We start from the raw sequence: 13,590 nt of genomic DNA, 5'->3' as shown, positions 1-13,590 counted from the left end.
GCGCCTAGTCGGGGTCGTAGATATACCCCAGCCCACGCACCGTGCGGATGACCGCCGGCTTCGACGGATTGTGCTCGATCTTCTTGCGAATGCGCGAAATGCGGATGTCGATGCTGCGATCGAACGGGTCCCATTCGCGGTCGTGGGCGCCTTCCAATATCTGATCGCGGTTGAGCACCCGGCCGCGATTCTGCGCGAACAATTTTAGCAGGTTGAATTCCATCGCCGTCAGCGGGATCTGCTTGCCCTCCTCGTCGAACAGCTTCGCCGCTTCGAGATCGAGCCAGGTCTTGCCGAAGGGGAGGCGTCCCTCGGCTGCCTGCGGGTCTTCGATCTCCTTGGTTGCAGAGCGGCGCAGCACCGCGCGCACTCGGGCGACCAGTTCGCGCAGGTCCACGGGCTTTGCGAGGTAATCGTCCGCACCCATTTCCAGCCCGACGATCCGGTCTACCGTTTCGCCCGCTGCAGTGAGCATGATGACTCGCGGCGCGCGCTCCTTGCCCTGCAGACTGCGCAGGACCGACAACCCGTCTTCGCCGGGCATATTGATGTCGAGCAGAAGCAGCGCAGGCTCGCACCTTTCCAGCGTTTCGCGCAGGTTCGCCGCGTCATTGGCCTGAACCGTCGCAAAGCCATTCTTTTCCAGGTATTCGGCCAGCATCTCGCGCAGCGGCTGCTCGTCGTCACAGATGCAGACCAGCTTAGGTTCGTCCATGTCAGCGGCTCCGTTTCACGATCTGTGCGGCAAGCGCGCGTATGTCCTTGGGTGCGACCGGCTTTTCCAGGAACCGGCACCCGCAGTTGTCGAGGAAACCGCGCGTCTCGGGACTCATGGTGCTGCCGGTGACAAAAGCGATCCGCTCGACCAGTTCGGGGCGTTCTGCCCTGATCCGTTCAAGGAAGCCCTGCCCCCCGATACCGGGCATCTTGATGTCAACGAGTATGGCATCGTATTCGCCCGCAGCGCAGGCTTCGAGCCCGTCCTCGCCCGAATGAACCATGTCGACGTCATATTCGTCGCGACGCAGGATCTCCGCGATCAAGGCTGCGACATCGTGTTCGTCGTCGATCACAAGGACCTTGCCTCTACGTTCGCCCGCTTCCTGCAGATCGGGAGCCGCCTCATCTTCGCGCGAATCCTCGCCGAGCGGCAGGTGGATGCGAAAATGCGCTCCGGTATCGGAGGTGATCAGCTCGATCGATCCACCATGCGCGGTCAGCACGCGGTGGCAGAAGGCGAGGCCGATGCCCGTTCCCTGCCCCACTTCCTTAGTGGTGAAGAGCGGCTCGAACACGCGTTTGCCGACATGTGCGGGAATGCCCGGTCCATCGTCGCAAATGTCGATCACCATGAGATTGCGGCTGCGGTCGGGGCGAGCGGTGATCTCGATCCTGCTGCCCTCTCCCGACTTTGCGATGGCCTGCTGCGCATTGACAAGCAGGTTCGTGACGACCTGTTCGAGCTGCGCAGGATCGCCGGAAAGCGGCGGAAGGTCGCCGGACAGGTCGCACTCTACCTCGACTGTGAAATCCATGTCGCCTTCACGCAGGCTACGAACCGCATCCTCGACCAATTCGGCAAGGCCTAGCGTTTCCTTCGCAACCTGCTGTTCGCGCGCCATGGCGAGGAAGCTCTTCACGATCTTCGCGCAGCGTTCGGCGGCATTCTCGATCTGCTCGACCCGGCGCAAGATTTCCGGATCGTCGGTCTCCTCGCGCAGCATCAGCGCATGGCCGACAACGACCGAAAGCGGATTGTTCAACTCATGGGCGACACCGGCCAGCAATTCGCCGAGCGCTGAAAGTTTCTCGGTTTCGAAGATCCGCTCGCGCTGGGCAGCGAGCATCTTGCGCATCTCGATTTCCTTGGTGATGTCGACCAGCGACGACACCGCCACATCCTCGCCGCGATATTCGATCAGCCGCGAGGAAACGAGCGCGGGGAAACTCTCTCCGCCGGTATTCCTGAGCAGGATCGAAACGTCGTCGAGTCGGCCCTGGGGCAAAATCTCGGTGACGAAATCAGCGAGGTCCGAGCGCTTTACGAAATGTTCGGCAACCTTTTTGCCCGGTCCGAGGACTTCGCGCGCCGCAGGCGAGCGATAAATGATCTGACCGTCATCCATGCGCGACATGACGAGGTTGGCTGGACACGCCTCCATCACCTGCCGGAGGATTGCATCGGCTTCCTGGTCGTGCTCGCTCGCCATCTCGCGGCGCGTAACATCGCGCTGCGACAGGGCGAACCCGCCGTTCGACGTCGAGACCAGCAGCACCTCGTGGAGACCCATGTCCCGCATTTCCACGACCGCTTTTTCGCTTTGGAGATTGTTTTCCGTGAGACCTCGTTCGAACTGGCGCAGCCGTTCCTGCGCCCCCCTATCGATTACGCCGCGCGCAACCCACTCGATCAGCAGCTGGTCCCATTCGAGGCCGGGCGTGAATAGATCGTCGAGCGCAGGGTTGAGCTGCGCCATCGCATGATTGCTGTAGAACAGCCGTGCATCTTCATCGAATAGCGCCACCCCCAACCAAAAATGATCGAGCAATTCGCGGAAAACCGGCGACTGTCCCTGCTCCCCGATTGCGGGCGTGGAGTTGGCTGGAGTGCTCACCTCAATGGCTCAGGCTGCCGTTCCCGGACAGCACCCGGACAATGTCCACCGCAGTTCCGTCAGCCAGCGCGCCGGACCCGGCAGCTTCGGTCTCGTGCGCTTCGCCGAACCGCTCCGCAAAGTTGGCTGCCGCAACGATCTCCATCGCTCCAGCCTCTTCGCGCAGGCGCATGGCGTCGGCAACGGCCGGTCCGAACACGTCGTAGATGTACTTTTGCACGCCCACGACCGATCCGATCACCGAACCTGCAGCCAGACCGATCCGACAATTCCAGTCGACCGGGTGGCTCTTGTTGCGATTTTCGAGGTAGCGCACGAAGCGAACCGCGGCGTCCGATACCGACTGGATGGACCTGTCCGAAGGGTCGGGCATGCCCGCAACGGTAATGTAGAGATCGCCCACGGTCTTGATCCGCTCGCAGCCGAATTGGTCGCCGATGCGGTCGAAGGCGGTGTAGATATCGTTCAGTTCGCTGACGATCACGCCTGCGTCCTGTTGTTCCACCGTGGCCGAGAAGCCGGAGAAGTCGAGGCACAGAACCGCGACGTTCTCGTAGGTGCGCGGCGTGACCACGCCGAAAGTCTTGTATTCCTCGTAGACCGAGCGCGGCATCATGTTGAGGAGCAGCTTCTCGACCTGCTCCTTCTCTCGCTTGATCTCTCGCGTGTTGCGTTCGACCATCATCGAATAGGAATCGATCATCGATTCCAGTTCCTTGATCCGGCTGATGTTCTGGCAAACCAGGACTGCGACCTTCTGGTTGCCCTCGAGCGCGGGATTGATCGTCATCGCGATCGTCATCGTGCGACGGCGAATGCGAAAGCTTGCCTCGCTCGTGAACTGGCCGGTTTCCTGAAGCGCCCTGGTCACCTCCGCAGTATCGATATCGGGAAAGACGTCGCGCAGTTGCTGCCCGGTCTCGATCTCGGCGAACCATTCTTTGAAGGTGTCGTTGAAGAAGCGGAACTTGAGCTCCGATGTGTCGAGAAGGGCAACGCCCACACCGATGGCGCGGAGCAACTGCTCGTTGATGGCTTCGATCGACATGCTCAGTCGTTCACCACGAGGCCGCGACGCTGCGCAAAGGCGCCGACGACTTCCTGCGCGTCCTCATCCTCGACTCCATGGTCCTGGAGAACCTGGGTCAGCATGACGGCGAGCTTGTCGAAATGCGCATCGGAAATCGGGAGGTGGCTGTGGAGCTTCTGGATCTGCACGTCGGTGTAGGAAGCCGGACCGCCCATGACCGAAGACACGAACTTGGTCTGGTGGTCGACGATCCTCGCAAATTCGACATCGTCGAAGAACGGGCCGAGATCATCGTCGTCCAGCAGCCTTTCGTAGAGGTCCAGCACGATCTTGCTGACCACCGAAAAACCACCGTATTTGTCGAACATCGATTGCTGTTGAGCCATGATAGCCTCCCCACCGCAAAGCGGCATGCTGCTCTGATGACAGAGCAAAATCAAGCCGCCGCCCGAGTGGTGTATAGGTTCTCGGCCATCCAGAGCTGGTTCGCCTGCATTGCCGTGTTGAGCGACTTGTGCAGGGCAGCCAGTCCCTCAAGGCCCATGTCGTAACCGGCGATCTCGTCGGACAAGCGAAAGATGTCGTGCGACAAGGCATCGCGGACGGCAGGATAATCATCAAGCCTGCCGCGCGCCCAGCTGTCGGCCAGAAGTTGCGCATCGCGCAGCGCATCGGTGATACCATGCGCAGTAATCGGGTCCTTGAAGTAGCCCGCATCGCCGACCAGCGCCCAACCGTTTCCGCAGGCCTCACGCATGTGCCCCGGCTGGCCACCAAAGCTGCGGATCTTGCCGGAAAGGCTCGCTCCGCGCAGTTCATCCGCCATCTGCGGCATCATCTTACCGGCAGCGTAGGCAAAAGCATCGGCGCCGCGCATGCCGCGCAGGTCATAGGGCCCGTCGTGTGCAGCCGACAGGAATACGCAGGCCTCGCCGTCATTGGTAGGGATCACGCCGCCGCCGCAATCCTCGCCCCAGTACCAGCGATAGTCGCGCTGACCGAGGCCCGTGAAATAGCCGAATGCAACCTGAGACATGTTGGTGCCGCGCTTGATCAGTCCCGCACCGACGTGCCGGGCGAGCGAGGAATTGCGGCCTTCGGCTCCAACTACAAGGTCGCAGGCAATTTTGTGCGTGCATTGGCGGCCCTTGATAGTGACGCCTTCGATGCGCCCTCCGCCACCCTTGACCACGCCGGTCATGGAAACGCCGAAAAGCGTATCGACCCCGGCTTCGCGCGCCGCACGGACCAGCTGGCGGTCGAGCACCGTACGGCGCGGCGCATAAAGCGCGCGCGTGCCGAAGCTGTCGGACAAGTCGATATCGATCGGGTCGGCATCGCCGTAGATGAAGGAGGTGCGAAGGATCGGCGGCGTGTTTTCCGCAATGATCGAGTGCAGGACTCCCCAATTGTGAAGCTGCATGACCGCCCCGCGCATCAGCGCATGGGTCGAAAGCGTGTCGCTTCCTTCGGCGGCACGATCGATCATCAGCACGCGCGCTCCATGGCGCGCCATCAACATCGCAGTGGCCGCGCCTGCGCAGCGTGCTCCGACAACGACGGCATCGTAAAGATGAGTAGGAAGGATATTGTCGATCACGTTTATTCTCCTCAGGCTGCTTGCAGGGCGTCGGAAGCTCCGAGCCGGGCGGCAATGACGGGGGCGAGGGCTTCGGCGTCGCGGCCGACGCCGTCGATGAAACTGGATGCGCGATGGCGCATGAAAGGCAGGCCCAGCGCGTAGAGGCCGGACGTGTCGCACAGGCCGCCCTCCTGCTTCAGTTCGCCGTCTGCATCGCAGGCATCGAAATGAATCCAGGAGTAATCACGCCGGTAACCGGTCGCCCACAGCACGGTGGAAATCCCGTGCTCGGCAAGGTCGATGGCGCCGTTCATTGGCATGAGGAAGCCGGTGTTCTGGCGGGCGGCGGGGTCCTCGGGAGCATCGATGCCTGCTGAGCCGATGAAGGCGTCGATCTGGCTGAGCATCCGCTGGCGGCGGCGCTCGCCAAGGGCGAGGCTGCACGCAAGATCATCGGCAAATCCGACGACGCTGCCTGCCGCGCCAGAGGCATGGCCGGCAATGATCACACCACGGCGCGCGAGGCTGTAGAGATCGATTTCGCGATCATCATCGCTGCCGATCAGCTGCATCGAGGGCTGGGCCATGAGCTGGGCGGGCGAGCGGCCTGTCGCGGTCGGCTCAGCAAGAAAGCCACTGGCATCGAGCCAGTCGAACAGGTCACGGCCGCGATAACGGCGCGGCGAACGCACGTGGCTGCCTGCCGCGAGGATGGTCTTGCGGCCCGACGCCGCAATCTCGCTCGCCAGTTGGACCCCCGTTGCCGAAGCCCCAACGACAAGAACGCCGCCTTTGGGAAGCTGTTCTGCGCCGCGATATTTGGTCGAGGCAATCTGGTAGAGGCTTGGCGAAAGGTCGCGGCCCCAAGACGGAATTCGCGGTCGGTCGCAGGCACCGGTCGCAACGACAACGCTGCGTGCGATCCAGCTGCCGCGCGAAGTAACGGCACGAAAGTGGTCGCCCAGCTTCTCGAGCGCGAGCACGTCGATATTCTCGATGACGGGAAGGCCCTGGCCTGCTGCATAATCCTGCAGCCGGGCGGCAAGGTCGCCAGCGCCTAGAAAGCCTTCCTCGCGGCGTGCCAGCTGCTGGCCGGGCAGGCGGGTCATCCAGCCCGGCGTCAGCAGCCGCAGCGAAGGCCAACGCGCTTTGCTCCAGCGATTGGCAATGCTGCCACGTTCGAGCACGACGTTCTCAATACCTGCGTCGAGCAGGCTGCGGCTCATCGCGAGACCGGCCTGGCCTCCGCCGATAATCAGGCAATCGATGAACTGTGTCATGGGACGAACTCCGTTGAATTGGTCCGTCCCTTCTCGCCTGCCAACGTATCGCTCTTGTGCCGCCAAATCCGGTTTTGTGTTTCAGAGGTTTCAGCAGCGACAGCGAGCTCTGGTGGCAAAAGGAAGGCCCGCCGGTCCTGAAGACCGACGGGCCAGTGTTGCGGCAACTCGGGTCGCGAAGAGCGCCGCCACACTTTCGGGGGCTTGGGTCAGCCGACCTTGGCGGCAACCGCGACGGGGACGCCGTTGGTCATCACGTCGAACACGGCCGAACGGGCAACCGACTGGCGCACGATCTTTTCTAGCGTTTCGTCATCCGCATTGCCCTTGATGGCGACAGTAACGCGAACAGCCTGGAAGCCGTTGCGAACCTGCGGGTCGAGGCCGAGGATGCCGTTGAGATCGATATCGCCCTCGACCGTGCATTCGACGGATTCGAGTTCGACCTGACGCATCGAGGCGATGTTGCCGATGCCCGCCGTCAGGCAGGCCGAAAGTGCGCCGAGCAGCAGTTCAGCCGGGGTCGGGGCATTGCCGGTGCCGCAGAGAACCTCGGGGTGGTCACCCTCGATGGTGTAAGTCTGCTTGTGCTCGCATTCGGCACAGGCACCATAGAAATCCTTGAACGCGACGCGGCTGTGCGTGCCGGCCAGCCATTCGCTGTTTGCACGGAACGTGAAGCGGGCAATTTCGCGCTGGCTGTCGACTGCACCGAGCGTGGCGACGAAAGTCGGAACATCGACGCCGTTCATGGCGACGCGGGCGGGCTTGGTCATGGTATCGGTCATTTGGGGGTCTCCATTCAATCATTGCACTGCCCGTCACCGTGACGGGAGAACGAGTGAATGAATGCGCCGCCCATGTTTCTGTTGGATGCCGCAACGACCGGTATTTCATTTCAGTTGTTTCAAAGTTCCGGAACGAGATCGTCCGCTTTTTTGATTGAACAGAAGAGCTATGACTGTCCGCTTCCCACCCATCTGGCGACGCTCTCACCAAGCTAGCCATGTGCCACGAGCGGACCGGCCGCTAACGACCCGATTGCAGACATTGGCGCCAAGAACTCAGTTGCTCGATGTGCCCGCCCTGGCCAGATCAATCCCCTCGGCGATGCTGGAGATGTATTTCATTGAGAGCTCGGTCATGGGGCGTAGATCCTCGGCGCCTCGCCTTCCCATTTTCCAATGGCCGCACTCGTCCCGCTCTACCCATAACTTTGCTTCCATTTTGGCGAGTTTGCGGCGAACTGTCTCGCGCGGGATGCCCGTTACCTGGGAAATCGACAGCGTGTTCAACGGCTTTCTGAAATCGATGTCGCGCTGTTTGAGCAGCTCCGAATAGCTGAACGAAATCGGCAATTCGTCCTTCGGCAGGAGGGCTGCACCAATCACAGCGAGGATGAGGGTGGCATCGAGGTCACCGTCGAAGGCTTCCCTTAGCTCGCTCAGCAGGGCGATCATCCCTTCGACGTGTCGAGGCCAAAGGATCGAGAAATGGTCGTCGGCGATGCTCAAGGGATTATCCTGCGTTCAATTACATAGAAGCGGATGATGACAGGAGTGCCCATTTTGGGCAATAAGGGTCTGGTCAATAATGCTGGCCTGATGAAGACAGGGGTCAGCGGGTCGCCGAATCCACTTTGCTTGGAGTTGGCGAATGAATTTTCGAGCTGTCGCTTGCCAGACTACCGGCCCTCGTCGCTCCCTGCGCGATTTGCCGTTTACGGTCGGTCTGTTGACGGCCTGTCTTGCCTTTGCCCCCGTAGCGCATGGTCAAGACGAACCACCTCCGGATAGCGAACCCGTCGAAGACAGCGATACCCAGATCAAGTTCACTCTCGAAGGCGGCATCAACGCGGTTGCCGAAGAGAACCTCTACTGGAACCTCGCAGACCGTTTCGCGCCCTCGGCCAATTTCGATTCCGACACGCAGTGGCTCGAAGTCTACGCGAAGCCCGGCGTCGAACTTACGCATGACCTCGACAGCTCGAGTGAGATCTATGGCGGGTTTTCGGTAGTCGCATCAGCGACGCTCGGCACCGATGCCTTCGACCAGAAAAACACGGGGCGCGTGACGATCGAAGAGGCGTTTCTCGGTTTCAGGACCGGGTCTGTCGAAACGGGCCAGTTCGATCTTTCGATCGGCGCGCAAGAGCTCAAGCTCGGCACCGGCATGCTCATTTCGAACGGCGCCTCCAACGGTTTCGAGCGTGGCGCCGTGAAGCTGGGTCCGCGCAAAGCGTGGGAGCGGACGATCATCGCCCGCTTCCGCAGGCAGGAACTGACTGCCACGGCATTCCTCATCGACCCCAACGAACTCGCATCCAACAACACGAAGACGCACAGTGTCGGCGGCGACATCAGGCTCGATTGGGGCAAGGGTGACTTCGCAGGCGTCAGCTACGTCAACGTCCTGCAGTCGGGAGCACCCTATCCGCAAGCCGCGCCCGGCGGCATCGGGCCGCCCGACTTCCTCGACGGCGGCCGCGAAGGCCTGAATGCCGTTTCGTTCTACAGCCTCGTCCACCCCGCTCCTGATGCCGTTCCGGGCCTCTATGTCGGCCTCGACGGGGCCTACCAGTGGAACGACCGGATCAGCCTCGATGCCTGGGGCGGGCGCATCAAGATCGGCCATGCCTGGAACGACAAGCCGTGGCGCCCCGACCTATTCTGGTCCTACCAGACCTTCTCGGGCGACGATCCGGACACGCCCGAACTCGAGCGGTTCGACCCGCTCAACTACGAGGGCTCGCCGGCGAGCTGGGCGACGGGATCGAAGGCCGCGCTGGTCTTCATCAACTCGAACGTCCAATCCCACCAGCTGACGCTGAGGACCATGCCGAGCCCCAAGGACTTCCTGACATTGAGGGCAGCCCACATCCGGGTGAACGAGCAGCGAAGCCCGATCCAGTTCGGCCAGGCGACCCGTCTCGAGATTAGCGATGACCTGGGCAGCGTCATTTCCGGCGTCACCGCGAACCACCTCGCTGACGATTTCTTCGTCGAATACACGCGCGTGCTCACGCCGAATATCTTCCTGACCGGCGGTTTCAGCATCTCGATCCCGGGTGAGGGAATCGAGAACGCATTCGGCGGTGACGCTCCCAGCTGGACCGGAGGTTTCGTCAACGTCGTCGTGAATTTTTAAGCGCGCCGCGAAGGCGGTTTCCCAAGGAGAGGAGTTTGAATGATGAAAAGGCTCATGACCCATTCACTGGTGGCAGGCGCGCTCACGCTCACTGCCGCAGGGATGTCCCCCGTCAGTGCGCAAGACGATGCTGGCGAAGCGCTCAGCGAGGAGGAGCAGGTCGACAACGGCCTGAAGAACTTCGGCTATATCGCCGGTCTCTCGCGCGGCTGCGTGGCCGAGAACCAGCAGGCCGCCTTCGAGCGTGACGTGCTCGAAATCCATGCTTCGATCACGCGGTTGCTCGGCGTGGACCGGGCGTTCCTGTTCTCCGCCGCTTTCGGATACGGGACGAGCGTGATTACCGATAACGAGAATTGTGTCGAAGTTCTCCGCCAATACGAGAGCCGCTCGGAAAGATTCCGCAGCGCCGCAAAGGGAGGATGAGCGATGTACGGCAAGATATTGGTGTTGGTCGGAGCAGCGACCGTGCTCACCGGCATGCCGGTCGAGGTACAAGCCCAGAGCTGGGAAGTGCGCCGGGAAATCCGTGAAGGCAACCGCGAGGTCAACCGGGAGCGCCGCGAGGCGGACCGGCGCATCCGGCGTTGCAAGGATCGCGAATGCGTCGAACGCGAGTATCGCCGCGCCAACCGCGAGGTTGCGCGTGAACGGCGCGAGGCGCGGCGGGAAGTCAGCCGCGAAATCCGCGAGGATTATTACGACCGGTTCTATCGCGGAAACGGCCGCTGGTGGCGCGACGGGCGGTACTGGAACCGCAACGACTACCTTCGCCGCTACTACAACCGCCGCGACAATGACGGTGCGGATGTCCTTACCGGGGTCCTCGTCGGCGCTGCCGTGGTCGGGGTGATCGCAGCAGTGACGGACGACGACTGACAGCCTTGAACAGGGAGTAAATCCATGCGCTGCATCTCTAAGATTTCTCGGGCCCTGCTCTCGCTGTCGGTTGCTGGCGGGATGGCCACCACGGCGGCCGCCCAGCAAGGACAAGCCCCCCTCTCGGCGGAGGAATCCGATCCGCGGGTCATGGGATGGATGGTCGGCTCGCCACCGCCGGAAGACAAGATCATCACGCAACCGGACTCGGTCTATTTCAGCTTTCCACGCCTTAGATGGAGCGTGTGTCACCTGCGCGAATTCCTTCCGACCGAGGAGATCAGCCGCGGACTGGGCGCCCCCGTTCCCCTTTCCTACCTACCGCCCGACCAGCTCGGCGAATATGCGGATGAAATCGATGCGCTGACGTTCACGCCGATGAATTCCGACGATGAGATGACATGGCAGGAATCGCTCGGCGCGAACTACACCGACGGGCTCCTGATCATGCACATGGGCCGGGTGGTCTATGAAAAATACTCGGGCTGCCTGACCGAGGACGGGAAGCATGCCGCCATGTCGATGACCAAGTCACTCACCGGCCTCCTCGCCCAGATCCTCGCGACCGAGGGCCAGCTCGATGAAACCGCACGCGTCATCGACATCATCCCTGAGATCGAGGGCAGCGCCTTCGCCACGGCAACGGTGCGCGAGGTCATGGATATGACCACCGGCGTCAAATATTCCGAGAATTACGCTGACCCGAACGCAGACATCTGGGTCTACTCACGCGCGGCGAGCCCGCTCCCCAAGCCGGAGGGCTACACCGGTCCCAACGGCTATTGGGAGTATCTGCAGCAAGTCCAGCCAGACGGCCGCCACGGAGATGAATTCCACTACAAGACGATCAATTCGGACATGCTTGGCTGGATCATCACGCGCGTCACCGGGAAAGAGGTGACGCAGCTGGCCTCGGAACGGCTCTGGTCGAAAATGGGCACAGAGCAGGCCGCTTATCAGACCGTGGACGGCAAGGGCGTCCCCTTCGCTGGTGGCGGGCTGACTGCCAGCTTGAGGGACCTCGGCAGGCTCGGCCAGCTCGTCCTGAATGGCGGCGTCATCAATGGAAAGCGGCTTTTCCCGGCCGCGGTAACGGAGCGGATAAGTCAGGGCGGCGATCCGTCCAAATTCCTTGGTTTCCCGACAATGCCGGGTGGCAGCTACGCCAGCCAGTGGTGGTCCTTCCACAATGAGCACGGGGCGTATGCCGCTCGCGGTGTCCATGGCCAGACGATCTATATCGACCCGACTGCCGAGATGGTGCTCGTCCGATTTGCTTCGTTCCCGACAGCAGCGAACGGAAGGATCGATCCAACCTCGCTACCGGCATACCAGGCGGTGGCCGAATACCTGATGTCGAAGGACTGAAAGCAAGCGCGGCGGGGGAAAAGCGATGTCGGCATTAAGATTATGGGCACTTTTGATAGCGGCCTTCGTGGCGTTCGGGTTTCCGACAGGCACGCTCGCACAGGAGGCCGAACCGGACAGGCAGGAGCCAGATGTCACCGAGGCTCCTGCCGAACCCGCTCCTGACGAACTGGTCGCTCTTGCCAGCCAGCCGAATATCTCCGTGGCGCAGCTTTCTCATCTGCTTGTGCCGTTGACCGTGGAGGAACTGGAGGAAGTCAGCGAAACCTGGCTCCAACTCGTCCGCGGCAAAACCGCTGAGATCGCACGGGCGCAAGCAGAGCGCGTAAGCAGTGAAAACCCGTCGGACGAGGCGAAGATCGCCGCGATCGTGGGCCTCGTCGAACAGCGTGCCCGCCTGCTCGAGCGGTACACACTTGTTGTCGACTCCCTGGAGCGCAAAGGCGGCAATCCCGAGCTGGTTCAGAAGCTTCGCTCTTATCGGCAGGGCATTCTCTACGAGGAAACCGCGCTTGCTCCCGCAAGGGCGCTCTTGGGCTCCTTCATCGAATGGCTCGGGAGACCTGACGGAGGCATCGCCGTACTCTGGCGGATATTCGTCGCCTTCCTCGCGGTCGCGGCAATCATTCTCGTAGCCCGGATTGCGAGAGGGTTCGTGAAGCTCTGGATCGGCAGGTTTACGAAGATTTCGAAACTGCTGCAGGCATTCATCGTCGGAGCTTTCTTCTGGCTGTTCATCCTCGCCGGCATCATCGTCGTGCTGGCCTCGATCGACGTCGATATAACGCCTGTGTTCGCACTCATCGGCGGCGCTTCCTTCATTCTTGCGTTCGCGTTCCAGGATACGCTCGGCAATCTCGCGAGCGGACTGATGATTATGATCAACCAGCCGTTCGACGAGGGCGACTACATTGAGGTCGGCGGCGTCGGCGGGACTGTAAAGAATGTGAACATGGTCGGCACCACGGTGGCGACACCGGACAACCGGATCATCGTCGTCCCGAACAAAAACGTCTGGGGCAATGTGATAGTGAACGCGACAGCCAGCGAGACGCGGCGCGTGGACCTCGAGTTCGGCGCTTCTTACGAGGACTCGATCCAGGAAGTGCTGGACCTTCTCACGGAACAGGTCGCGGCGCACCCGAAGGTTCTGTCCGAACCTGCGGCGGATATACGCCCCGCCGAACTCGGCGCGAGCGCGGTGAACTTCGTATGCCGCCCGTGGGTGAAGGCCGAAGACTATTGGGATGTGAAATGCGAGCTCACGCAGAAGGTCAAAGAGGCCTTCGATGCGCGCGGCCTGGCGATGCCTTTCCCCCAGCAGGACGTGCACGTGAAGTCGCTGCCCAAGGACGCCAAATAGTCCCTCACAGATCGCGTATTCTGCGCCTTACGAAGATAGCAACTTGCCTCTTGCGGGGCGCATTTCATAGGTTAACTCGCCTTCGCGATGGTCTCGCCTTACCGGGACCCTACAGGCTTTCGACCCTCGATTAAGCGCTCATCACACCCCTCCGTGAGTAATGCATCTCAAAGTGATGTCCGCTTTCCACCCATGAACTGACGTATCTGCCGAGTGGGACCGTGCCGTAAAGCGGACTAGCCGCCACAAACCTAATAGCGGACCTTCCGAGGGCCGGGGGTGACTGCGGGTTACGTGCCTGTTAGGCGAGACCGCCATTGGCGATC

General features: G+C 61.6%; 13 protein-coding genes. 5 read left to right on the top strand and 8 right to left on the bottom strand.

Going from position 1 to position 13,590, the window contains the following annotated elements; genetic code table 11:
- Window positions 1–4 precede the first annotated feature (4 nt).
- The 8 genes from K3146_RS08840 to K3146_RS08805 form a co-directional block, all read right to left on the bottom strand.
- Window positions 5–715, bottom strand: coding sequence for a response regulator (locus tag K3146_RS08840; RefSeq protein WP_221545942.1), 711 nt, complete (start codon window positions 713–715; stop codon window positions 5–7).
- A 1-nt stretch (window position 716) separates the two neighbouring features.
- Window positions 717–2,615 carry a hybrid sensor histidine kinase/response regulator gene (locus tag K3146_RS08835; RefSeq protein WP_345724094.1) on the bottom strand — a complete coding sequence of 633 codons (1,899 nt, stop codon included), beginning with the start codon at window positions 2,613–2,615 and terminating at the stop codon, window positions 717–719.
- Window position 2,616: 1 nt separating this feature from the next.
- The gene (locus tag K3146_RS08830) at window positions 2,617–3,663 is read right to left on the bottom strand and encodes an adenylate/guanylate cyclase domain-containing protein (RefSeq protein ID WP_221545941.1); all 1,047 of its coding nucleotides are present in this window, start codon (window positions 3,661–3,663) and stop codon (window positions 2,617–2,619) included.
- A gap of 2 nt (window positions 3,664–3,665) precedes the next feature.
- Window positions 3,666–4,031, bottom strand: a complete 366-nt coding sequence (locus K3146_RS08825) for a group I truncated hemoglobin (protein WP_221545940.1) — start codon at window positions 4,029–4,031, stop codon at window positions 3,666–3,668.
- 50 nt (window positions 4,032–4,081) lie between these two features.
- The gene (locus K3146_RS08820; RefSeq protein WP_221545939.1) at window positions 4,082–5,245 is read right to left on the bottom strand and encodes an NAD(P)/FAD-dependent oxidoreductase; all 1,164 of its coding nucleotides are present in this window, start codon (window positions 5,243–5,245) and stop codon (window positions 4,082–4,084) included.
- An 11-nt stretch (window positions 5,246–5,256) separates the two neighbouring features.
- A complete protein-coding gene (locus K3146_RS08815; RefSeq protein ID WP_221545938.1) occupies window positions 5,257–6,507 on the bottom strand; it encodes a flavin-containing monooxygenase in 1,251 nt (416 codons plus the stop codon).
- 209 nt (window positions 6,508–6,716) lie between these two features.
- On the bottom strand, window positions 6,717–7,295 hold the full coding sequence (locus K3146_RS08810) for an OsmC family protein (protein ID WP_221545937.1): 579 nt from the start codon (window positions 7,293–7,295) through the stop codon (window positions 6,717–6,719).
- A 276-nt stretch (window positions 7,296–7,571) separates the two neighbouring features.
- Entirely contained in the window at window positions 7,572–8,021 is a 450-nt protein-coding gene (locus K3146_RS08805) for a helix-turn-helix domain-containing protein (RefSeq protein ID WP_221545936.1), read from the bottom strand.
- A gap of 142 nt (window positions 8,022–8,163) precedes the next feature.
- Here K3146_RS08805 and K3146_RS08800 point away from each other — a divergent pair, with 142 nt between their 5' ends.
- The 5 genes from K3146_RS08800 (at window position 8,164) to K3146_RS08780 (ending at window position 13,264) form a co-directional block, all read left to right on the top strand.
- A complete protein-coding gene (locus tag K3146_RS08800) occupies window positions 8,164–9,654 on the top strand; it encodes an alginate export family protein (protein ID WP_221545935.1) in 1,491 nt (496 codons plus the stop codon).
- 39 nt (window positions 9,655–9,693) lie between these two features.
- The gene (locus K3146_RS08795) at window positions 9,694–10,080 is read left to right on the top strand and encodes a hypothetical protein (RefSeq protein ID WP_221545934.1); all 387 of its coding nucleotides are present in this window, start codon (window positions 9,694–9,696) and stop codon (window positions 10,078–10,080) included.
- 3 nt (window positions 10,081–10,083) lie between these two features.
- Window positions 10,084–10,533 carry a hypothetical protein gene (locus K3146_RS08790; protein ID WP_221545933.1) on the top strand — a complete coding sequence of 150 codons (450 nt, stop codon included), beginning with the start codon at window positions 10,084–10,086 and terminating at the stop codon, window positions 10,531–10,533.
- Window positions 10,534–10,557: 24 nt separating this feature from the next.
- Window positions 10,558–11,901 (top strand): serine hydrolase domain-containing protein, encoded by a 1,344-nt coding sequence (locus K3146_RS08785; protein WP_221545932.1) that lies wholly within the window; start codon window positions 10,558–10,560, stop codon window positions 11,899–11,901.
- A gap of 67 nt (window positions 11,902–11,968) precedes the next feature.
- On the top strand, window positions 11,969–13,264 hold the full coding sequence (locus K3146_RS08780; RefSeq protein ID WP_221545931.1) for a mechanosensitive ion channel family protein: 1,296 nt from the start codon (window positions 11,969–11,971) through the stop codon (window positions 13,262–13,264).
- Window positions 13,265–13,590: the final 326 nt, after the last annotated feature.

The organism is Qipengyuania vesicularis, from assembly GCF_019711415.1.
Classification (GTDB): domain Bacteria; phylum Pseudomonadota; class Alphaproteobacteria; order Sphingomonadales; family Sphingomonadaceae; genus Qipengyuania; species Qipengyuania vesicularis.
The sequence above is the reverse complement of the archived record's forward strand: the minus strand, read 5'-3'. Positions and strand labels throughout refer to the sequence as shown.

Excerpts from the sequence above, each read along its gene's own strand:
- K3146_RS08840 (WP_221545942.1), bottom strand. The coding sequence starts at position 715 with ATGGACGAACCTAAGCTGGTCTGCATCTGTGACGACGAGCAGCCGCTG.
- K3146_RS08830 (WP_221545941.1), bottom strand. The coding sequence starts at position 3,663 with ATGTCGATCGAAGCCATCAACGAGCAGTTGCTCCGCGCCATCGGTGTG.
- K3146_RS08825 (WP_221545940.1), bottom strand. The coding sequence starts at position 4,031 with ATGGCTCAACAGCAATCGATGTTCGACAAATACGGTGGTTTTTCGGTG.
- K3146_RS08815 (WP_221545938.1), bottom strand. The coding sequence starts at position 6,507 with ATGACACAGTTCATCGATTGCCTGATTATCGGCGGAGGCCAGGCCGGT.
- K3146_RS08810 (WP_221545937.1), bottom strand. The coding sequence starts at position 7,295 with ATGACCGATACCATGACCAAGCCCGCCCGCGTCGCCATGAACGGCGTC.
- K3146_RS08800 (WP_221545935.1), top strand. The coding sequence starts at position 8,164 with ATGAATTTTCGAGCTGTCGCTTGCCAGACTACCGGCCCTCGTCGCTCC.
- K3146_RS08795 (WP_221545934.1), top strand. The coding sequence starts at position 9,694 with ATGATGAAAAGGCTCATGACCCATTCACTGGTGGCAGGCGCGCTCACG.
- K3146_RS08790 (WP_221545933.1), top strand. The coding sequence starts at position 10,084 with ATGTACGGCAAGATATTGGTGTTGGTCGGAGCAGCGACCGTGCTCACC.
- K3146_RS08785 (WP_221545932.1), top strand. The coding sequence starts at position 10,558 with ATGCGCTGCATCTCTAAGATTTCTCGGGCCCTGCTCTCGCTGTCGGTT.